The organism is Erythrobacter sp. AP23 (assembly GCF_001542855.1).
Taxonomy (GTDB): Bacteria; Pseudomonadota; Alphaproteobacteria; order Sphingomonadales; family Sphingomonadaceae; genus Qipengyuania.
Map to the genome: position 1 here is coordinate 227,028 of NZ_LNBY01000001.1, position 20,810 is coordinate 247,837.

Sequence of the window (20,810 nt, forward strand, 5' to 3'; positions counted from 1 at the left end):
CAAGATTTCCGACACTAGCAATTTGCGAGCCGGTCCGGATGATCCGCCTCTTCAAGCACTACATTTCCCACAATGTCGTGCTGCTGTCCCTGATAGACCTTGCGCTGCTCGCTATGGCGGGCGAGGCCGCATGGCGTCTGCGCGTGGCGCAAATCGGGGTGAGCGTCGGGGACTTTTCCGATCGTGCGCTCGAAATTGGCGGTTTCGCGGGCGTCATCTGGCTGGCGATGATCGCGGTGGGGACTTATGGGCCCGAAGCCCTGCGCTCGATCCGCTTTGCGACCGCACGGCTGCTGGTGGCTGTAAGCCTCGGCGTTCTTGCGATTTCGTTGATGAATTTCATGTTTCCCGGCTCGGCGCTGTGGCGCTCGGTGCTGCTCTACGCAATGGGCATCTCGATTGTCGTCCTGATCGCCAATCGTATTCTTTCCGGCAGATTGTTGGGAATCGAGGCCTTCCGCCGGACGGTCATCGTTCTCGGCGCAGGTGAACGCGCCGAACGATTGCTCAAGCTTTCGCACCGCGAGGAGAGCGGATTTACAGTGGCGGCCTTCATCGCCATGGGAGATTCTCCGCCCACGCTTCACGCGGCCGTCCCGCGCGAAACCATTTCCGATCTCGGTAAATTCGTCGAGCGCGTGGGCGCCACCGAAGTCGTCCTGGCCCTGCAGGAACGGCGAAATTCGTTGCCGCTCAAGGATTTGCTGCGAGTGAAGACGAAGGGCGTTCAGGTCAGCGATTTTTCGAGTTTCCTCGAACGCGAAATGGGCCGCGTCGATCTCGACACACTCAATCCAAGCTGGCTGATCTTTTCCGACGGCTTCTCCGCCGGTCGGCGCTTGTCGAGCATCGGCAAACGTGTCTTCGATATCGTGGTCAGCCTGCTGATTTTGGTAGTCGGTTTGCCGCTAATGGGCATTTTCGCGCTTCTGGTGAAGCTGGAAAGCAAAGGACCGGCCTTCTTCCGGCAGACCCGCGTCGGGCTGTACGGTCAGCATTTCACGCTCGTCAAACTGCGCTCGATGCGCGTGGGCTCCGACGATTCGGGCGCGAAGTGGGCGGAAGAGGACGATCCGCGGGTCACGCGGATAGGCCGCTTGATCCGAACGGTACGGATCGACGAGTTGCCGCAGGTGTGGAGCGTGCTGAAGGGCGAAATGAGCTTCGTCGGACCGCGACCCGAAGTGCCGGCCTTCGTCGTCGATCTGGAAGAGGAACTGCCCTATTATGCCGAGCGGCATGTCGTGAAGCCCGGGATCACCGGGTGGGCACAGATCAATTATCCCTATGGCGCAAGTACGGAGGATGCTCGGCACAAGCTTGAATACGACCTCTATTACGCCAAGAATTACACGCCCTTCCTCGACATTCTCATCCTGCTGCAAACCGCACGCGTGATACTTTGGCCGGATGGAGCGCGGTGATGGGCTGGATGGCAAGCTTATCCTATGTGGCCTATACGCTCGGCGCCATCGTCTGCGCGCTTGCGGCCATCTGGATTGCCCGCAAGGGCGACCAGGCCCGCAGCGATCGCACACCGGCAATCGTCGCGCTGGCCCTGACCGCCAACTGGTGTTTCGCCGCCGCCAGTTTCGAACCCGGCAAGCCGATCGTAGAACTGACCGAAATCGCGCGCAATCTGGCATGGCTATTCACGCTATTCCGGCTTTTCGCCAATGATGGTCGCGACGAAACGCTCAGGGTCGTGCGTCCGGCAGTGGCCGCGCTCGCTTTCGTCGAAGTGCTTCAATTCGCGCTGCTCTTGCTGGCGTATCGCTATGCCGTGACCGGAGAGATTGCCGAGCTGATTTTCGAGACGGCGGCGCTGTTCCGGGTAATGGTTGCGGTGGGCGCGCTTGTCCTGCTGCATAATCTCTATGTCGGTGCGGCAGCCTCGTCGCGGTTGATTTTGCGCTGGAATGTCGCGGCGCTGGCCGGATTGTGGGCCTTCGATCTCAATTACTTCACGATCGGCTACATTGTTGGATCGGTGCCGGCCGAACTGGCGGCTCTGCGCGGCATTGCGGCCGCGGTCGTGGCCGTACCCTTTGCGCTGGGATATACCGGCACTTCGTCCAAGCTCGAGTTTCGCCCGTCGCGGGCGGCAACCTTTCGCTTCCTTTCGCTCCTGGTGATCGGCGCTTATTTCGGTCTGATGCTGGCGCTGGCCCGCTCGCTCGACATGCTGACCGGAGATTTGGCCCGCATGACGCAGGTCGGCCTGATCATCGCGGCTGGCGCGCTGGCGCTGATCTGGCTTCCCTCGAATCGTCTGCGCGGATGGTTGCGGGTGACCGCAATCAAGCACCTGTTCAAACATCGCTACGATTATCGCAACGAATGGATCCGGTTTACCCGCACGATCGGTTCGACGGGCTTCGACAACACGACGCTGCAGGAAAGGGCGGTGAAGGCGCTGGCGGATATCACCGACAGTCCGTCGGGTATATTGCTGGTGCCCGACGACGACAGCGGGTTCGAGATCGCTGCCAATTGGCGCTGGCCGGACAGCGATATCCCCGCGCGCGCAGCACCTGCCGCGCTGGGTTACGTCCTCGAGCGAAGCGAGCTCATCGTCGATCTGGATGAAGTGCGAGAAGGCATCGACCACCATGGCGAACAGGCCTTGGTTCCCGACTGGATGCGCGAAGACAGGCGCGCCTGGGCAGCCGTGCCGCTGCTTCATTTCGACCGACTTATCGGGTTGGCGGTGCTTGCGCGTCCGGTCGTCGCGCGCAAACTCGACTGGGAGGATTTCGATCTTCTGGCCGTGGTGGGGCGCCAACTGGCGAGCTACCTCGCGGAACAGGCCGGTCAGGCCGCGCTGCTCGAAGCCGGCCGTTTCGACGAGTTCAACCGTCGCATGGCTTTCGTGATGCACGACATCAAGAACCTGTCGAGCCAGATGTCGCTCTTGCTGCGCAATGCCGAAAAACACGCCGACAAACCCGAATTCCGCAAGGACATGCTGGTGACGCTGCGCAACAGCACCGACAAGCTCGATTCGCTGCTCGCACGCCTGGGTCGGTATGGTACCCCCGAGAGCGAGAAGAGCAGTCAGTTCGATCTGGCCGAAGCGGCACAAAAGGTCGCGGATCGGCTGGACAAGACGCATCCGGTGACCATGCTTCGAGCGGAGCCGGTGAAAGTAGAAGGCAATCGAGAAGCGCTCGATCAGGCACTGGTCCATCTCGTCCAGAATGCGGTCGATGCCAGCGAAGCGGACAGCGCGGTCATGATCGAGGCGTACAGCGACGGCGTATCGGGGAAAGTGACGGTGATCGACAATGGCTGCGGCATGTCTCCCCAATTCCTACGCAATGGATTGTTCAAGCCGTTCGTCTCCTCGAAAACCGGCGGTTTCGGCATTGGCGCCTTCGAGGCGCGCGAACTGATTCGTTCGATGGGCGGACGGCTCGATGTGCAGTCGCGCGAGGGTCTCGGGTCCCGGTTTACCGTCAGCCTGCCGCTCAAAGCGGCTGCATCGATCATCGGACGCGGCCGAACCAATAGACAAAACGAGGTCGCTTGATGGCACAATCCAAGCCCAAACTGTTGATCGTCGAGGACGACGAGGGCCTGCAGGCACAGCTGAAATGGGCCTATGACGATTTCGACGTCGTAATCGCGGGAACCCGCGAGGCGGCGCTTGCCGCATTGCGGTCCGAAGAACCGGCGGTTGTCACGCTCGACCTCGGCCTTCCGCCCGATCCTGACGGGACGAGCGAGGGTTTCGCGGTTCTCGAAGCGATCATGGCGATGAAGCCCGACACCAAGGTCATCGTCGCATCGGGGCATGGTGCACGCGAGAGTGCTCTGCGTGCGGTCGAACAGGGAGCTTACGATTTCTACCAGAAGCCGGTGGACATCGACACTTTGGGGCTGATCGTGCAGCGCGCCTTTCGCCTGCATCAGATCGAAAAGGAGAACCGCCGCCTGGCCGAGAAGGTCGGTGAGGATCGCACGGTGCTCGGCTCGATGGTGACGGCCGCGCCGGAAATGGCCAAGGTCGCGCGTACGATAGAGCGTGTTGCGCCGACCAACGTCTCGGTGATGCTCCTCGGCGCAAGCGGTACGGGCAAGGAATTGCTCGCGCGTGGGGTTCATGATTCCAGCGACCGCCGCAACGGTGCCTTCATTGCCATTAATTGCGCAGCGATTCCCGAAAACCTGCTCGAAAGCGAGCTGTTCGGGCATGAAAAAGGCGCATTTACCGGTGCGGTCAAGATGACCGAGGGCAAGATCGAACTGGCCGACGGGGGCACGCTGTTTCTCGACGAGGTCGGCGACATTCCGCTCCCGCTGCAGGTCAAGCTGCTGCGCTTCCTGCAGGAACGCACGATCGAGCGCATCGGCGGTCGCAAGCCGATCCCCGTCGATACCCGCATCGTCTGCGCCACGCATCAGGATCTCGAGGTGATGATCGGCGAGGGAAGTTTTCGCGAAGATCTTTTCTACCGGCTGGCGGAGATCGTGGTGAAGGTGCCGACGCTGGCCGAACGGCCGGGCGATGCGATACTGCTTGCCAAGCATTTTCTGGCGCGCTTTGCGAAGGAGATGAATCCGCAGGTCAAGGGTTTCGCGCCAGATGCCCTTGCCGCCATCGACGGCTGGAACTGGCCGGGCAACGTTCGCGAGCTGGAGAACAGGGTGAAACGAGCGGTGATCATGGCGGACGCCAAGCTGGTATCCGCCGAAGATCTCGATCTGGCGCAGACCGACGAGGAAGGTGCGGACATCGCTCTCAATCTCAAGGCGGCGCGCGAGCAGGCGGACAGGCGAATGATCCGCCAGGCCTTGGCGCGTAGCGAGGGCAATATATCCAACACGGCCAAGCTGCTCGGCATTAGTCGGCCGACGCTGTACGACTTGCTCAAGCAATATGATCTCCAGACGTGACCTGAAGCTGATTGCTGCACTCGCGCTTGCGCTTGCGGCGCTCGGAGGGTGCGAGGAGACCGTTCCGGATCGACCGGCCGTTGAGAGCGCGCGGATCGAACTTGCGCGCGGTGATTTTCTTGCAGCGCAGGTGTTTCTGGATCGCGCACTGGATGAAGGCACGCCGCGCGAGGAACTCGCTGCGCTGCTCGGTGAGGCGGCACTGCTCGCCGGAAATTTGCAGGTGGCGCGCGAGTGGCTCGCCCCGGGCGAATTCTCGGAGCAGACAAGGGCCCGTGGATTCCGATTGCTTGGCCGATTGGAAATGGCCGAGGGAAACCTTCCGGCAGCAGGTGCCGCATTCGACCAATCCTATCGGGTCAGGCCGGACAATGCAGAATTGTGGGTCGATATCGGGCGGTTGCGGTATCGTGGCGGTGAGCAGTTGGAAGCGATTGAGGCAGCCGAACGCGCGCTTGCGATCGATCCCGACAATGGCGAGGCACTTCGTTTTCGCGGTCAGCTGGCGCGCGATGCAGAGGGGCTGATAAAGGGTGCAGAGCTGCTGGGAAGAGCCCTGGAGAGCCAGCCTGACAACATCGATTTACGGGTCGAGTATGCCGCCACGCTCGGCGATGCAGGGCGCGCGGACGAGGCATTGCAGGTTCTGCGGGAAGAGGATGGCTCGGCTGCGGCAACACCGCGGGGACTATTCGTCCAGGCGGTCATCGCAGCGCGCGGTGGCCAGTTCCGCCTTTCGCGGAATCTGCTGACGAAATCAGGATTGCAGCGTGATGATCTTGCGTCGGCGCACCTCCTGTCGGCGATCATCGACCTGCAAAAGGGAAACTACGCCAGCGCGGCGCAGGCCCTCGACCGCTTATACACGCGGCAGCCCGACAACGCCCGTATCCGCGATCTTCTCGCCTTTGCCTTGTCACGCGACGGCGGCGAACGCGAGCTGGTCTATCGCTTTGCCACCACTGCTTCGAGCGGTTCGGGCTCCGCCTATTTGCGAACCCTGGTGGGGCGCGCTTACGAGGCGCTGGGAAATCGCGAGCGCGCGGCAATGTTTCTCGACCTCGCGGCTATCGGGCAAGCCAATCTGTCGGTACTGCCCAGCATGACCCCATATGAATTACTGGCGATTTCTGGTAGCGGTAACGGCGGCGGGCTCGAAACGCGCGATTATGTGCGCAGTGCCATCGCCGGACGAGAAGCGGTTGCGGCGGTTCGCAGGGCACGCGATTTCGCAAAACGCTTTCCCGGCTCGGCCGACGCTCAGGCCATTCTCGGCGATGCCGAATTCGCGCGCGGGAACAAGCGTGCCGCGCGCGAGGCCTATGCTCGGTCTGCGCGAGTACGGCGACCGTGGCCGCTAGCCTTGCGGCTTGCAGGCGCGCAGGACAGCCCGGAAAGCGCGCGCGAGTTGCTCGAAGACTATGTGCGCGACAATCCGATGAACGGAGAGGCCGCAGCAATCCTTGCCGATGCGTTGGCGGCAGAGGGCGACTGGGAGCGGGCTATCCGACTTCTCGATCATTCGATGGGGCTTGGCATGGTGCGGGTGCCGTGGGTGCTCGCAGCACGAAGCGTTGGTGCGCTGCAACTCGATGATCGCGAAACTGCGCTCGATTTCGCGCTGGCGGCGCATGACTTGCAACCGATGAATCCCCTGGCGATTTCGGCTCTCATTGCTGCCCTGCCCGAAAGAGAAGAAGCCGCTAGGCGCGAGCTCGAGGCCAAGCTGCGATCGCTGGGCACGGGTTGAAGGTCTCGACAAGCTTACAAGGCAGCGGCAGGTGCAGCGCATGGCTTTCAGAACGCTATTTGCCGACCCCATGCTGCGGATGCTCGTGGCCGCCATAGGCCTGGCCGCGCTCCTTCCGGCGACGGGTGAAGCTAGGGGGGTGGCACAGAGCGTCGCCAATGCGGCGATCTTCATCCTGTTCCTGCTCAACGGCATGCGGATTGCGCGACGCGATATCGCCGTCGGAATTGCCAACTGGCGCTTTCTCCTCCCGCTCGTCCTGTGGGTTTTCGGTGCCATGGCGCTCATGGGGCTTGCGCTCGCATCCCTGGGACAAGGCTGGCTGACTCCATCGGTTGCGCTAGGCTTCCTCTATCTGGGCACGCTTCCTTCCACCGTGCAATCGGCCACGTCCTACACCGCGCTCGCTGGAGGCAATGTCGCACTGTCGGTCGTCGGCGCGGCATTGCTCAACATCCTCGGGGTCTTCGTGACCGTCCCGATTTTCCTGGCGCTCGGAGGCAGCGGGAGCGGCGCGGTGGGAATGGAGGTGATCGGCAAGATCATGCTGCTGCTGATCCTGCCTTTCGCCCTCGGCCAGGCGGTCCAGAATCTCACCAGCGAGTTCATTTCGCGCCACAAACCGAAGATCGCCTGGGTGGATCGCTTCGCCATATCGGCGGCTATCTACGTCGCTTTTTCGGGCGCGGTCGAGCAGGGGATCTGGTCGCGAGTGGATGGCTACGATTGGGTGCTGATCGGTTTGCTCGTCGGGGTGTTTCTTGTCTTGGCCAATCTCGGCGCATGGATTGCCGGCGGAGCTCTCGGTCTGGTGCGTGCGGACCGGATCGCGTTTCTGTTTGCGGGAGCGCAGAAAAGCGCCGCAGTGGGCGCGCCCTTGGCCACGATACTTTTTGCGCCCGAACAAGCGGGTTTCATCGTGATCGCGCTGTTGCTCTATCACTTCTGCCAACTGGTTGTGGCGGCACCGATCGCTACTCGGCTGGCGCATCAGCATCCGGCTGATGCCGCCGCTCATGGCGCCCCGACCACCAGAAGCTGAGCCCGATAGGACCGCGCCGATCAGCCCGGTGCCCGTTCCCACTATCGCGAGGAAGGCGAAAGGCAAACCGTACCAGACGGAGAGGCTAAGGCGGAATAGAGTGAAGACGAGCAGAAAGCCGCAGACACGCCGAAGCGTAGCTATGGAAAGGGATTCCTGAAATCAGCCCTTGGGCTGGTAGGTTTGGTCTTGCGTCGGGAAGCTGCGCGAGCGCACTTCCCCTGCATATTGGGCCACGGTCTTTTCGATCACGCTCGCGATGTCTTCGTACTTCTTCACGAAGCGGGGCACGCGTTCGAACATGCCGAGCATGTCTTCGGTTACCAGGACTTGCCCGTCGCATTCGGCCGAAGCTCCGATGCCGATGGTCGGGCACGATACCGCCTTCGTCGCCTCGATCGCGATCGGTTCGAGAACGCCTTCGAGGACGATGGCGAAGGCTCCGGCTTCATCGAGCGCCTTGGCATCGCCGACGATCTTCTTCGCTTCCGCATCGTCGCGTCCGCGCGCGGCATAACCGCCAAGTACGTTCACGGCCTGGGGTGTCAGGCCGACGTGCCCCATCACCGGGATACCGCGCTGGTTGAGGAACGAGACGGTCTCGGCCATCTGCTCGCCACCTTCCAGCTTGACCGCTGCCGCTCCCGATTGCTTGAGCAGGAAGGTCGCGCTTTCGAAGGCCTGCTGCGGCGATTGCTCGTAGGAGCCGAACGGCATGTCGACCACGACAACCGAATGATAGCTTCCGCGAACGACGGCGGCGGCATGGTTGGCCATCATATCGAGCGTGACCGGAATGGTCGTCGGCAGCCCGTAGATCACTTGAGCCAGCGAATCTCCGACCAGCAGGATGTCGCAATGCGCATCGAGCAGCTGTGCCTGCCGGGCGGTGTAGGCGGTCAGCATGACGAGCGGTTCGCGGGTCTCGCCATCGGCCTTGTGGGCGCGAATTTTCGGCACCGTCAGGCGCTTCATCGGCTGCGGAGTGGGGTTGGCCCGGCTGGTGCTCGTATCGAGCTTGAATGTGGTCGACATGGCGCTCCACTAGCAAGCGCGTGGACGATGGCAAAGCGAAGCTTGGAATTCTGCGGAATTGCGTGTTTAAGAGCGCGCATCTGACACGCGGCAGGGATCACCGCGCCTGGAGAGGAACAATCTGAACATGGTCGCCACCACGACTTCGACGGGCGAGGGCTGGTCCTCGCGTACGGCATTCATCCTCGCAGCGGTCGGCGCCGCGGTGGGGCTGGGCAATATCTGGCGCTTTCCGACACTGGCGGGCGAAAGCGGGGGCGGGGCCTTCGTGATCGTCTACATCGGCTGCGTGTTCCTGTTGGGCCTGCCGCTGGTGCTGTCGGAAATCTTCATCGGCAGGGTGGGGCAGACCGACGCTGTCGGATCGATCCGCCGCGTGGCGGCACAATCGCAGTCGTCGCCGAGTTGGTCGGTGTTCGGCGCGGTCGGTGCGCTGGCGGCCTTTCTCATCGTTTCCTTCTACTCGGTGGTTGCCGGCTGGGTCCTCTATTACGCGGGTGTGATGGGAAGCGACCTCGTCTCCGCAATCGCGGCAGGCGACCCGTTCCGCGGCGCGCTTGCAGGCGAGAGCCAGGAACAGATTCAGCAAAGGTTGGGCGATATGTTCGCCAGCCCGAGCCTGCTGCTTGGCATGCATTTGCTGTTCATGGGCCTCACCCTTTACATCGTTGCGCGTGGGGTGAGCTCGGGGATCGAGAAGGCGGCGACCTATCTCATGCCGATGTTCTTCGTCCTGCTGGTCGGGCTCGTAATCTATGGCGCGATCGAGGGCGATATCGGCGATGCGCTGGCGTTCCTGTTCACTCCCGACTGGTCGAAGCTGACCCCGCAGGTGATGAATTCCGCCCTGGGCCAGGCCCTGTTCTCGCTCTCGCTGGGTGTGGCAGGGCTGATTACCTATGGTTCCTATATCAAGGAGAATAGCGGGCTTGGGCCCACCGCGGGCGTAATCGCGGTCATGGACACCGGCGTTGCGCTGCTGGCTGGTCTGATGATCTTCCCGATCGTCTTCGCTGTCGGTCTCGATCCGGCGGCAGGGCCGACGCTGGTGTTCCAGACCCTGCCCTTCGCGTTCCAGACGATGCCGGGTGGTGCATTGTTCGGGTTCCTGTTTTTCGTCCTGATCCTCGTCGCGGCGGTTACCAGCTCGATTTCGCTGCTCGAGGTGCCGACCGCCTACGGGATCGGCGAGCGGGGATGGAGCCGCCCGAAATCGGCGCTGATCTTCGGCGGCGGCGCATTCCTGATCGGGATCGCCTGCCTGCTCGGGTACAATGTTTGGGCCGATGTCCGCCCGTTGGGTTTCTGGCCACTGTTTGAGAACACCGATATCCTCGACACGGTCGATGGCTTTACGGGCAAGGTGATGCTGCCGGTCGGCGCGCTGCTGACCTCGATTTTCATCGGGTGGAAGGCGGATGAGAACCTGCTGCGCACGACAACCGGACTGTCGCCCTGGGCCTTCGGCCTGTGGCGCTTCCTGATCGCCTGGTTGTGCCCCCTGGCAGTCTCGATCATCCTGGTGACCGGTCTGTTCCCGGGCATTCTCGGCTCCTGACGCGCAAAGGGCCGCTCCGGTTGGGGAGCGGCCCTGTGCAATCGGTTGGCCGTGAGGTCGCGCTAGATATCGACCTTTTCGACGTGGCGTTCTTCGGCTTCATCCCGGACATTCATGCCGAGCGCCATCTTGGCGGTGTTGAGCATGCCCAATTCGCCGCTCCAGATTTCGGCATCGCCTAAATCCATGCGCAGGAACAGGATGTCGGGATCGTCCTTCCCGCCATCGTACCAGGCCTCGACGAAATTGTTCCAGAACTGGTCGAAGCGTTCCTTGCTGGTTTCGACTGACAGCATGCCGTCGAAACGAGCGAACATGTCGTGATCCTTGCCGGCGAAGCTGGCGGTGGCCTTACCCAGCTTGGCGAAGCTGCTGCCCTTGCTCGTGAAGAACCAGATTGCGCTGTTTGCATCCTTATCGAGCTGGGCGGTCATCGGCACTGAAGTGTCCGATTGTCCGTCGAGTTCGAGGAAGAGAAACGGCGAGTCGGCCAGCGCCAGCCAAAATTTCTCCTTCAGCGTGTCGGGGTTGCCTGCGGAATATTTCATGGGTGACGTCCTTTCGTGATAGCGTTTGTTTTTCAAACGGCTGCTAGGGCGCGGATGTTCCTCCGGTTGCGCTGGGGCGGGGTGATGGAAGGACGAATTGCGAATCGATCCGATATGGAACATAATGAGAACGAATGAGTCGTTTCCCTATGTCCCGACCAGAGCTTGCCTCATTGCCGTTCATGGCCTTCGAAGACGTCGCTGCGCTGTCCGCGCGGCGCAACGCACGCTGGCGACCGGGGTTGGCGGCAAATCAGGGGCTGGCGCTGCACAACGAAGTCTTTGCTTCCTCGTGCGAGGGGGTGGGGGCGGCTGCGGCATTGGCACTGGCGCTCGACGATTGGCGCAGCCTGCCGCGCGAGGATGTCGGCGAAGCGCAGGACCGGCGTAGCGTACTGTGGGTCCAGACGCGCGAGGCAGTGCGGCGGGTCGGACGTCCCTACCGTGCGGGATTGCCCGAAGAATTGCAGGCGCGGGTCATCCATGTGCTGGCGGAGAAGGCGGAAGATGCGCTCTTCGCGCTCGAGGAAGGGTTGCGCTGCCGCGATCTCGCCTTCGTGGTGGGGGAGATCGCGGGCAATCCCAAGCCGCTCGATCTCACCGCCTCGCGCCGCCTGACGCTGGCGAGCGAGAAGCACGGCGTGCCGCTTTTTCTCGTCCGGATCGATGCGGCGCGCGACCTGTCCTCTGCACGCATGCGGTGGGAGATAACCTCGGCCCCCTCGCTGTCGCCGCACTGGAATGCGCAGGCTCCCGGGGCGCCGCGCTGGCGGGCCGAACTGTTCCGTGCGCGTTCGCATGCGCCAGGCGAGTGGGTGCTGGCTGAGGAGCAGGGCTCTCTCACTGCGAGCAAGGCCCGGCGCGAGGCCGACGAAGCGATGGCCGACTGGACGGCGGGATTGTGCCTGCGACACCCGCCGCGCCGGGCGTGAGCGTGCCGCCTGCGGGCATATCGCGTTCCCGCCGCATCCTGTCGATTTGGCTTCCCGCGCTGGCGATGGATCGCTGGAGCATGGCGATGGGCGAGAGCGGGGCTGCCCTCGATTCTGGGCCGCTGGTGCTGATCGGCGATACCGCGCATGGGCCGCGGATCGAGGCGGTCAATCGCGCCGGGGCCGCTGCCGGTGCGCGCAGGGGCATGATGCTCGCCGATGCGCGCACGCTGTGTCCCGAAATCGCCACCGCGCCTTCCGATCCGGCGGGCGATCTGACTTTCCTCGAAGATCTCGCCATCTGGGCGCAACGCTGGGGACCGTGGTCGGCGCTCGATGCGCCCGACGGCGTGCTGGTCGACGTGACTTCGGTGCCGCATCTCTTTGGTGGCGAGAAACATCTGCTGGCCGACGTCCACGAGGCCTTCGCCAAGCGCCGACTGTCCATTCGCGCCGCCATCGCGCCTACCGCCGGTGCAGCCTGGGCGCTGGCGCACTACGGCCCCGATGCCGCGATCGTGGAGGGGCACGATGCGATCGAGCGGGCCTTGGCCGACCTGCCCGTGGCCGCGCTTCGCCTCGACGAGGACGTGGTCACGGTGCTGCGCCGCCTCGGCCTCAAACGCATGGGCGAGATCGCCACCATTGGGCGCGATGCGATCCAGCGGCGGTTCCGCAACCGCAAATCGCCCGCCGCCAATCCGCTGATCCGTCTCGACCAGTTGCTCGGTCGCGTGCCCGAGCCGCTGCTGCCCGTCGTCCCGCAACAGATACCGCTGGTCCAGCGCCGGCTGTTGGAGCCGATCCGCTACCGGGCATTGCTCGACCGCGTGGTGGCCGACCTTGCCGCGGACATGGCGCGCGAACTCGAAGGGCAGGGGAAGGGTGCGCGGCGACTCGAACTGCAGCTGTGGCGAGTCGATGGCAAGGTGGTGGTGCGCCGTCTCGAAATGGCCGCCGCCACGCGCGATCCGGCGCATATCGTCCGCCTGTTCGCCGCACGTCTCGACGATATCGACGCAGGATTCGGGATCGAGATGCTGCGCCTGCGCGCCAGCTGGGCCGAGCCGCTTGCTCTGGAGCAGAGCGATATCGAGACCGCGGCGGAGACCCGGGGCACCAGCCTTGCCGCCTGTATCGACCGGCTGACGGTCCGTCTTGGCGCGAAGGCGGTCAGTCGCCCGGTGCCCTTCGCCAGCTATATCCCCGAGCGCGCGCAGCGCTGGCAGCCGCCGCTCGAACCCGAACCGGCTTCGCAGGGGCAATTGGCCTTCCATGCACGGCCGCTCAAACTGCTCGATAATCCTGAGAAGATCGCGGTGCTTTATGCAACGCCCGACGGCCATCCGCAGCGTTTTCGCTGGCGCGGGCAGGTGCATGAGGTTGCGCGGGTGGAAGGGCCCGAGCGCATCGCGCCCGAATGGTGGCGCGAACGGCGTGGGGCGCGCCTGCGCGATTATTACCGGATCGAAGATGGGGAAGGGCGGCGCTACTGGATCTACCGCCAGGGTATCGTCGGTGATGGGCGCGGCGGTGCGCCCGACTGGTACCTGCAGGGATTGTGTGCCTGAGACGAAAAGAAAGGGCCGCCCCGAAGAGCGGCCCTTGGCGTGAAAAACTCCGATCAGTTCGCGCTGTAGGGCAGCGAGCTGTGATGGAGCACGATCTTGAGCTCGCCGTCATCGCCGCGCTCATAGGCGAAGGAATACTCCACCTTCGTTTCGTTGCCGTCGGTACCGGTGAAATAGTAATTGCCCATCGCCACGGCCATGTCGCCGCTATCGGAGATGACCGTGCCATTATTTTCCCAGCGAACCCCGGTATAGGGTGCGATGGCGAAACCGCCGTCTTCGGTTCCTTCGGTGCCGACGAAATAGCTGAGCGCCTCGCCGTCATTCTCGCGGAACTGATCCTCCGCAGCCAGCGTGGGCTTGAACAGGATCGTCTGGTCGTCGCCATAGGCATAGTGCGTGGCGATGTGTTCCTGCGCGCGGGCGCGATAGTCGCCTTCTTCGGTGTAGGTCTGGCCGATGGCCACGATGCCTTCGCCCCAGGCCTGCTGCGCCGCTTCGACCTCGGCTTCGGTAATGGGGTCGGCTGCTACCGCCGTTTCGGCGGTTGCACTGCCGTCTCCGGCTTCCGTGGTCGTTTCGCTGCATGCAGCAAGAGCCAGCGAGCTGCCGGCAAGGATAGTCGTAAGCAAGATCTTGGTCATGTCTTTCCCTTCTCAGGATTGATTGACGCCCGGATGGGCACCGAAGGGCAGCATGTGAGAATATGGCTAACCCCCCAGTATACGTCCGACATCACGAGCAAAAGCTCGCCAGAGGGGCCCGGTCCGCGTCGCATTTACGCGCGAATCGAATTTCGGTTCCCGTCGAGCGAATAGCTTTTGATATTGGCGAATCCCGCGGCGGAACATATAAGGAACGAATGTCCGCGCGAACCATCCTCCAGAAACTCGAAATTCTCGCCGATGCGGCGAAATACGATGCATCGTGCGCCTCGTCGGGTACGGCCAAGCGCAATTCGATGGGCGGGAAGGGGATCGGCTCGACCGAGGGGATGGGCATCTGCCACGCCTATGCGCCCGATGGTCGCTGTATCAGCCTGCTCAAGATACTGCTGACCAACCACTGCATTTTCGATTGCCACTACTGCATCAACCGCAAGAGTTCGAACGTGGCGCGCGCGCGGTTCACGCCGCAGGAGGTGGTCGACCTCACATTGGCCTTCTACCGGCGCAATTATATCGAGGGGCTGTTCCTGTCCTCGGGCATCGTGAAGAGCTCGAATCACACGATGGAACAGCTGGTAGAAGTCGCGCGCATCCTGCGGGAAGAGCACGATTTTCGCGGCTATATCCATCTCAAGACCATCCCCGAGGCGGATGCCGAGATCGTCCACCAGGCGGGGCTTTATGCTGATCGCGTGTCGATCAATGTCGAACTGCCGACCGACAGTGGGCTTACCCGTCTCGCGCCCGACAAGGATGCGCGCCAGATCGAAGGCGCGATGGGGAAGGTCAAAAGCGACATTACTGAGCTGAAAGACGCGCACAAAAGATTCAAGCACGCTCCGCGCTTCGCGCCCGCGGGCCAGTCGACCCAGATGATCGTCGGGGCCGATGCGGCGAGCGATGCGGACATCGTCGGCAAGGCCAGCAGGCTTTACGACAGCTTTGGTTTGCGCCGGGTCTACTACAGCGCCTTCTCACCGATCCCCGATGCCAGCGCGGTGCTGCCGCTGAAACGCCCGCCGCTGATCCGCGAACACAGGCTCTACCAGTCCGACTGGCTGATGCGCTTCTATGGCTATAAACCGGCCGAGGTGATGCAGGCGACCGAGGCGGACGGAAATCTGCCGCTCGATATCGACCCCAAGCTCGCTTGGGCGCTGAAGTTTCGTGAGCAATTCCCGGTCGATGTGAACCGCGCGAGCAAGGAGCAATTGCTGCGCGTGCCGGGACTTGGCGTGAAGGCGGTGGGCAGGATCCTCGCCAGCCGCCGCCACCGCAATTTGCGGCTCGACGATGTGGCGCGACTGACCCAGTCGATCACAAAGGTGCGTCCCTTCATCTGCACCGTCGACTGGCGGCCCGTGACCCTCACCGACCGCGCCGATTTGCGCAGCCTGCTCGCGCCCAAAACCGAGCAGTTGGAGCTGTTTGCCGCATGAGGTTCGTTCTTTCCTTCCGTTCGTGTCGAGCGAAGTCGAGACACTCTGCCCGAATGCCTCTCGACTGCGCTCGAAGCGAATGGAGGTGGCTATGACCGCACTCCAACACGTCAAGCTCGGTATCTATTACGTGGTGCACCTGCCCGAAGCGGACGATTTCGACTTCTGGCGCGAGCGGGCGCGCGCGCTGGTCCAGTGCGAGATCCCGCCAGATCGCATCGCCTGGGTCGAGCCAAGCGGCAGCGGCGATCTCTTTACGCATGGGGAGCGGCGCATGCCGGTACCGTCCGACGACGCCCGCCAGGTCCGCGCAAGCAAGCGCTTCGTGAGCCTGGCCCGCAACGCCATCCTCCATTCCGAGCCCGAACGTTTCGCGCTGCTCTATCGCCTGCTGTGGCGGCTGCAGGCGACCCCGCGCATCATGGAGGACAAGGCCGACCCCGACGTGCGGCGGGTGGAAGACCTCGCCAAGAACGTGCGGCGAGACAGCCACAAAATGCACGCCTTCGTCCGCTTCCGCCTGGTCGAGAACGAGGATGAGGATAGCGAGGCGGGCGAGCATTACGTGGCCTGGTTCGAACCCGATCACCATATTTTGCGCGCTAATGCTGGCTTCTTCATGCGGCGCTTTGCCAACATGCGCTGGTCGATCCTGACCCCGCGCGGAAGCCTGCATTGGGACGGTGAGACCATGTCCGAGGGCCCGCCCGCCGAGCGGAGCGATGCGCCCGGTGGCGATCCGATGGAGGACCTGTGGCGCAGCTATTACGCCTCGATCTTCAACCCCGCGCGGCTGAAGGTCGGCGCGATGCTCAAGGAAATGCCCAGGAAATACTGGAAGAACATGCCGGAGGCCGCGCTCATCCCCGAGCTGGTGGCGGGCGCGCAGAAGCGGGAAAGCGCTATGGTCGAGGAAGGTGCGTTGGAGTTCGAGGAACGGCCCGACACGCTGGCAACCATCGACAAAGCCATCCACGCCTGCCGCAAGTGCCCCATCGGCCAGCTCGACAACCATGCGGTGATGGGCGAGGGACCGCAGGACGCAGCACTCATGATCGTCGGCGAGCAACCGGGTGATCAGGAGGATCAGGCGGGGCGCCCCTTCGTCGGCCCGGCCGGACAATTGCTCGATATGCATCTGGAAAAGGCCGGGATCGACCGGCGCGGATCTTACGTCACCAATGCAGTGAAGCACTTCAAATATGTCCAGCGCGGCAAAAGGCGGCTGCACCAGAACCCGGGTGCGAAGGAGATCGACACTTGCCGCTGGTGGATCGAAAGCGAGCGCGCGATCGTGCAGCCGAAGCTGGTGCTGGCGATGGGTGCGAGTGCGGCGCGCGCGATTCTGGGCAAGACGGTGAGCATTGCGAAGGTGCGCGGGCAGCCGATCCCGCTCGAGGATGGCAGCGAGCTGTGGATCACCGCGCACCCCTCCTACCTGCTGCGCCTGGAGGGGCCTGCGCGAGAAGAACAGGCGCGCCTCTTCGATGCCGATCTCGCCGCGATGAGGGAGCGGCTCGCGGAACTATCTGCGCCATGAAACCCCTAATGTCCCTCGTTACCCCTGCGAAGGCGGGGGTCCAGCCAAGCTTTCGCCGATGCGCGAGGGTGGATGGATCCCTGCCTTCGCAGGGATGACGGCGGCCTCGAGGCCCGTCCGCCATGCCCGAAAACGACCTCCAGATACCCAAGCGGACGATCGAGCTCGACCCGGACGGCATCGATGCGCCGCCGCGCAGCCCTTTCGTCGAACTGGGCCTCGTCTCCTGCTTCAGTTTCCTGCGCGGGGCTTCGGATGCGGTCGATCTCGTGCTGCAGGCCCGCAGGCTGGGATATGACGCGATCGGGATCGCCGATGCCAACACCATGGCCGGCGTGGTGCGCATCCATACAGAGGCAAAAACGCTGAAGCTGAAGCCGCTTATCGGCTGCAGGATAGAAACGGTCGAGGGTCTCGCCTTTCTCGTCTATCCCACCGATCGCGCCGCCTATGGCCGCCTGTGTCGCCTGATTTCGGCGGGCCGGATGCGCACGCTCGACGGCGAATGGCAGGAGAAGGGCGCCTGCGATATCAGCCTCGCCATGCTCGCCGCGCATGCCGAGGGCGTGCAACTCATCCTCCTCCCGCCGCGCGATCTCGATCAGCGCTTCACCATCGAAATCGAAAGCAACATCATCCCCTTCCGTCACCCCGGACTTGATCCGGGGCCCTGCTTTTCTTCCAGCACTGAACCAGAAGAAGCGGGACCCCGGCTCGGGGGCCGGGGTGACGTGGAGAAGGTGGCAATGGACGGAAGTCTGGCCGACATCCTTCCCCATCTTGCCGCCCAGCTCCCCACACTGCGCCATATCGCTGCGGCCTTCCTCTACACCGACAGCGACATTGCCCGGATCGAGCGGCTCGACGCGCTTGCCCACGCGCATGGCCTCACCATCCTCGCTACCAACGATGTGCATTATGCGACGCCCGACCGGCGGCCGTTGCAGGACGTGATGACCGCGATCCGGCACAAGACCACGGTCGCCGCCGCCGGGTATCTGCTCCACGGCAATGGCGAACGCTACCTCAAGCAGCCCGAGACCATGATCCGGCTGTTCGAGCGCTGGCCGCACGCCATCGCCGCCACGCGCGAGGTCGCCGATGCCTGCAATTTCAGCCTCGACGAGCTGCGCTACGAATATCCCGAGGAAATCTACCCCGACGGGCAGAGCCCCCAGCAATTCCTCGAAGGCGAGACCTGGAAGGGGGCGGAGTGGCGTTATCCCGGCGGCTTGCCCGACAGCGTGCGCCAGACGCTCGAGCGCGAGCTGGCGCTGATCGGCAAGCTCGAGCTTGCGCGCTATTTCCTCACCATCAAGGACATCGTCGATTATGCGCGCGGGGTCGACCCGCCCATCCTGTGCCAGGGGCGCGGCAGCGCGGCCAATTCGGCCGTGTGCTACTGCCTCGGCATTACCAGTGTCGACCCGGCCAAGCATGCGCTGCTGTTCGACCGCTTCATCTCCGAAGAGCGCAAGGAGCCGCCCGATATCGACGTCGATTTCGAGCATGAGCGGCGCGAGGAGGTGATCCAGTACATCTATCGCAAATACGGTCGCCACCGCGCGGGCCTGTGCGCCACGGTGATCCATTATCGCCCGCGCATGGCGATCCGCGAGGTGGGCAAGGCGATGGGGCTGACCGAGGATGTCACCGCCGCGCTGGCCAAGACCGTCTGGGGGGGGTGGGGCCGCGAGATCAGCGAACGCCACGCGGCGGAAACCGGCATGGACGTGACCGATCCGCACCTGCGACGTGTCCTCAAGCTGACCGAGCAAATGATTGGTATGCCACGCCATCTATCCCAGCATGTCGGCGGGTTCATCCTTACCGAAGGCGCGCTGACCGAGACCGTGCCGATCGGCAATGGCGCCATGCCCGAGCGCACGTTCATCGAGTGGGACAAGGACGATATCGAGGCGCTGGGCATCCTCAAGGTCGATGTCCTGGCGCTGGGCATGCTGACCTGCATCCGCAAGTGCCTCGACCTGCTCGACGACCATCACAATCGCCCGCTGACGCTGGCCAGCGTCCCGCGCGAGGACCCTGAAACCTATGCCATGCTGCGCAAGGGCGATTCGCTCGGCGTGTTCCAGGTCGAAAGCCGAGCGCAGATGAACATGCTGCCGCGTTTGCGTCCGCGTGAATTCTACGACCTGGTGATCCAGGTTGCCATCGTGCGCCCGGGGCCGATCCAGGGTGATATGGTGCATCCCTATCTCAAACGCAGGCGCGGGGCGGAACAGGTGGTCATACCGGCCCCGAGCCCCAGGCATGGTCCGCCCGATGAGCTTTCAAGCATTCTCGAGCGCACATTGGGCGTGCCGATCTTCCAGGAACAGGCGATGAAAATCGCGCTCGACGCGGCGAAATTCTCCTCGCTCGAGGCCAACCGGCTGCGCAAGGCCATGGCGACCTTCCGCAGCCGCGGCATGGTCGACGAATTGCAGGACATGATGGTCGAGCGCATGGTCCACCGGGGCTACGATCGCGACTTCGCGCAGCGCTGCTTCAACCAGATCCGCGGCTTCGGCGAATACGGCTTCCCCGAAAGTCACGCGGCCAGCTTCGCACATCTCGTCTATGTGTCGAGCTGGCTCAAATGCCACTTCCCCGCCGCTTTCGGCTGCGCGCTGCTCAACTCGCAGCCGATGGGCTTTTATGCCCCGGCACAGATCGTGCGCGATGCGGTGGAGCACGGGGTGACGGTGCTGCCGGCGGATGTGAATTGCTCGCAGTGGGAGTGCACGCTGGAAGAGATTGACGAAGAAATTCCTGCTTCCCGTCGCCCCTGCGAAGGCAGGGGCCCATCTAACGCTAATTCTTTAGCGTACGCTTATCTGGATCCCCGCCTTCGCGGGGATGACGAACGGGAGGGGCGGGGCAGGATGGACACCCACATCGCCCTGCGGCTCGGTCTACGACAGGTCGATGGCCTGCCCGAAGCCGTGGCGGCGCGACTGATTGCCGAACGCGAGGAACGCGGGCGCTACGCCGACGTCGCGGCGCTGAGAGACCGTGCCGGCATCGGTCCGGCGCATATCGAGCGGCTTGCGAGCGCGGACTGCTTCGGTTCGATCAACCTCTCGCGGCGCCAGGCCCTGTGGGATGCGCGCAGCATCGTCGGCGCGCCCGATCTGCCGCTGTTCGCTGCCGCTGCAGCGCGCGACGAGGGCGCAGAGGCCCCACGCACGCGGCTTCCCCAGATGCCGCTCAGCGAGGAAGTCGTGGCGGATTACCAGACCACGCGCCTCAGCCTGAAGGCGCACCCGATGGCCTTCCTGCGCGCCAGCCTGGCCGAGCGCGGCTTCGTGCGCGCCTGCGACCTGCGCGCGCGCAAGCTGCGCTCCATGGTCCATGTCGCAGGCGTGGTGCTGATCCGCCAGCGGCCCGGTTCGGCCAAGGGCGTGTGCTTCATCACGCTGGAGGACGAAACCGGCGTCATCAATCTCGTCGTCTGGCCGGATCTCAAGGAAAAACAGCGCCGTGTGGTGATGGGTTCGCGCCTGATGGAGGTGCGTGGACGGGTCGAATATGACGACGAGGTAATCCACGTCATCGCGCAGCACATGACCGATGCGACCGATCAGCTCTATCGCCTGTCCGACGACATGCTCGATGCGCCGGTCGCACGCGCCGATCATGTCACCTCGCCGCTGCCTGCCAAGGTCAATCCGCGCGACAATCTCAGGGAAGGCAAGGACGATCCCTATCGACCCGTCGAACCGTGGGAGGAACCGCCGCCGGGCAATCGCGAATGCGGATGGCGGGGCGGGCACCCGCGCGACGTGAGGATCATTCCCCCGAGCCGCGACTTCCACTAGGGGC

At 63.5% G+C, this 20,810-nt stretch carries 14 protein-coding genes; 11 read left to right on the forward strand and 3 right to left on the reverse strand.

Annotated features, from left to right (window positions below):
- Positions 1–38: 38 nt before the first annotated feature.
- From ASS64_RS01065 to ASS64_RS01085, 5 genes are read left to right on the forward strand one after another with little or no spacing between them, the layout of a single operon-like run.
- Positions 39–1,424: a TIGR03013 family XrtA/PEP-CTERM system glycosyltransferase gene (locus ASS64_RS01065; protein ID WP_067688530.1), complete on the forward strand. Its 1,386-nt coding sequence runs from the start codon at positions 39–41 to the stop codon at positions 1,422–1,424.
- Positions 1,424–3,532, forward strand: a complete 2,109-nt coding sequence (gene prsK / locus ASS64_RS01070) for an XrtA/PEP-CTERM system histidine kinase PrsK (RefSeq protein ID WP_067690234.1) — start codon at positions 1,424–1,426, stop codon at positions 3,530–3,532. Before ASS64_RS01065 ends, prsK begins: the two co-directional genes overlap by 1 nt.
- Positions 3,532–4,899 (forward strand): PEP-CTERM-box response regulator transcription factor, encoded by a 1,368-nt coding sequence (gene prsR, locus ASS64_RS01075; protein WP_067688533.1) that lies wholly within the window; start codon positions 3,532–3,534, stop codon positions 4,897–4,899. Before prsK ends, prsR begins: the two co-directional genes overlap by 1 nt.
- A complete protein-coding gene (locus ASS64_RS01080; RefSeq protein WP_067688536.1) occupies positions 4,883–6,649 on the forward strand; it encodes a tetratricopeptide repeat protein in 1,767 nt (588 codons plus the stop codon). Before prsR ends, ASS64_RS01080 begins: the two co-directional genes overlap by 17 nt.
- Before the next feature lie 40 nt (positions 6,650–6,689).
- A complete protein-coding gene (locus ASS64_RS01085; RefSeq protein ID WP_067688539.1) occupies positions 6,690–7,691 on the forward strand; it encodes a bile acid:sodium symporter family protein in 1,002 nt (333 codons plus the stop codon).
- 162 nt (positions 7,692–7,853) lie between these two features.
- On the opposite strand, the gene panB is transcribed toward ASS64_RS01085, so the two are convergent.
- Positions 7,854–8,726 carry a 3-methyl-2-oxobutanoate hydroxymethyltransferase gene (panB, locus tag ASS64_RS01090; RefSeq protein ID WP_067688542.1) on the reverse strand — a complete coding sequence of 291 codons (873 nt, stop codon included), beginning with the start codon at positions 8,724–8,726 and terminating at the stop codon, positions 7,854–7,856.
- A gap of 127 nt (positions 8,727–8,853) precedes the next feature.
- Between panB and ASS64_RS01095 the strand changes: the two genes are divergently transcribed.
- The gene (locus tag ASS64_RS01095; protein ID WP_067688545.1) at positions 8,854–10,284 is read left to right on the forward strand and encodes a sodium-dependent transporter; all 1,431 of its coding nucleotides are present in this window, start codon (positions 8,854–8,856) and stop codon (positions 10,282–10,284) included.
- A gap of 62 nt (positions 10,285–10,346) precedes the next feature.
- Here ASS64_RS01095 and ASS64_RS01100 read toward each other — a convergent pair whose 3' ends face one another.
- Positions 10,347–10,832 carry a pyridoxamine 5'-phosphate oxidase family protein gene (locus ASS64_RS01100; protein ID WP_067688548.1) on the reverse strand — a complete coding sequence of 162 codons (486 nt, stop codon included), beginning with the start codon at positions 10,830–10,832 and terminating at the stop codon, positions 10,347–10,349.
- 182 nt (positions 10,833–11,014) lie between these two features.
- Between ASS64_RS01100 and ASS64_RS01105 the strand changes: the two genes are divergently transcribed.
- Both ASS64_RS01105 and ASS64_RS01110 read left to right on the forward strand, forming a co-directional pair.
- Positions 11,015–11,764, forward strand: coding sequence for a hypothetical protein (locus ASS64_RS01105; protein WP_234002275.1), 750 nt, complete (start codon positions 11,015–11,017; stop codon positions 11,762–11,764).
- Between the two features lie 65 nt (positions 11,765–11,829).
- Positions 11,830–13,335, forward strand: coding sequence for a DUF6504 family protein (locus ASS64_RS01110; protein WP_083508161.1), 1,506 nt, complete (start codon positions 11,830–11,832; stop codon positions 13,333–13,335).
- Positions 13,336–13,388: 53 nt separating this feature from the next.
- Here ASS64_RS01110 and ASS64_RS01115 read toward each other — a convergent pair whose 3' ends face one another.
- Complete coding sequence (locus tag ASS64_RS01115) at positions 13,389–13,979, reverse strand: phosphoribosyl-AMP cyclohydrolase (RefSeq protein ID WP_083508104.1); 591 nt, start codon at positions 13,977–13,979, stop codon at positions 13,389–13,391.
- Positions 13,980–14,197: 218 nt separating this feature from the next.
- Here ASS64_RS01115 and ASS64_RS01120 point away from each other — a divergent pair, with 218 nt between their 5' ends.
- The 3 genes from ASS64_RS01120 (at position 14,198) to ASS64_RS01130 (ending at position 20,806) form a co-directional block, all read left to right on the forward strand.
- A complete protein-coding gene (locus tag ASS64_RS01120; RefSeq protein ID WP_067688553.1) occupies positions 14,198–15,442 on the forward strand; it encodes a putative DNA modification/repair radical SAM protein in 1,245 nt (414 codons plus the stop codon).
- 91 nt (positions 15,443–15,533) lie between these two features.
- On the forward strand, positions 15,534–16,982 hold the full coding sequence (locus ASS64_RS01125; protein ID WP_067690242.1) for a UdgX family uracil-DNA binding protein: 1,449 nt from the start codon (positions 15,534–15,536) through the stop codon (positions 16,980–16,982).
- Between the two features lie 122 nt (positions 16,983–17,104).
- Positions 17,105–20,806, forward strand: coding sequence for an error-prone DNA polymerase (locus ASS64_RS01130; RefSeq protein WP_067688556.1), 3,702 nt, complete (start codon positions 17,105–17,107; stop codon positions 20,804–20,806).
- The last annotated feature ends 4 nt before the right edge of the window (positions 20,807–20,810 follow it).

Bases quoted from the DNA above. Each gene is read 5' to 3' on its own strand.
- panB (WP_067688542.1), bottom strand. From the start codon at position 8,726: ATGTCGACCACATTCAAGCTCGATACGAGCACCAGCCGGGCCAACCCC.
- ASS64_RS01065 (WP_067688530.1), top strand. From the start codon at position 39: ATGATCCGCCTCTTCAAGCACTACATTTCCCACAATGTCGTGCTGCTG.
- ASS64_RS01085 (WP_067688539.1), top strand. From the start codon at position 6,690: ATGGCTTTCAGAACGCTATTTGCCGACCCCATGCTGCGGATGCTCGTG.
- ASS64_RS01130 (WP_067688556.1), top strand. From the start codon at position 17,105: ATGCCCGAAAACGACCTCCAGATACCCAAGCGGACGATCGAGCTCGAC.
- ASS64_RS01115 (WP_083508104.1), bottom strand. From the start codon at position 13,979: ATGACCAAGATCTTGCTTACGACTATCCTTGCCGGCAGCTCGCTGGCT.
- ASS64_RS01080 (WP_067688536.1), top strand. From the start codon at position 4,883: ATGATCTCCAGACGTGACCTGAAGCTGATTGCTGCACTCGCGCTTGCG.
- ASS64_RS01105 (WP_234002275.1), top strand. From the start codon at position 11,015: ATGGCCTTCGAAGACGTCGCTGCGCTGTCCGCGCGGCGCAACGCACGC.
- ASS64_RS01110 (WP_083508161.1), top strand. From the start codon at position 11,830: ATGGATCGCTGGAGCATGGCGATGGGCGAGAGCGGGGCTGCCCTCGAT.
- prsK (WP_067690234.1), top strand. From the start codon at position 1,424: ATGGGCTGGATGGCAAGCTTATCCTATGTGGCCTATACGCTCGGCGCC.
- ASS64_RS01095 (WP_067688545.1), top strand. From the start codon at position 8,854: ATGGTCGCCACCACGACTTCGACGGGCGAGGGCTGGTCCTCGCGTACG.
- ASS64_RS01120 (WP_067688553.1), top strand. From the start codon at position 14,198: ATGTCCGCGCGAACCATCCTCCAGAAACTCGAAATTCTCGCCGATGCG.
- prsR (WP_067688533.1), top strand. From the start codon at position 3,532: ATGGCACAATCCAAGCCCAAACTGTTGATCGTCGAGGACGACGAGGGC.
- ASS64_RS01125 (WP_067690242.1), top strand. From the start codon at position 15,534: ATGACCGCACTCCAACACGTCAAGCTCGGTATCTATTACGTGGTGCAC.
- ASS64_RS01100 (WP_067688548.1), bottom strand. From the start codon at position 10,832: ATGAAATATTCCGCAGGCAACCCCGACACGCTGAAGGAGAAATTTTGG.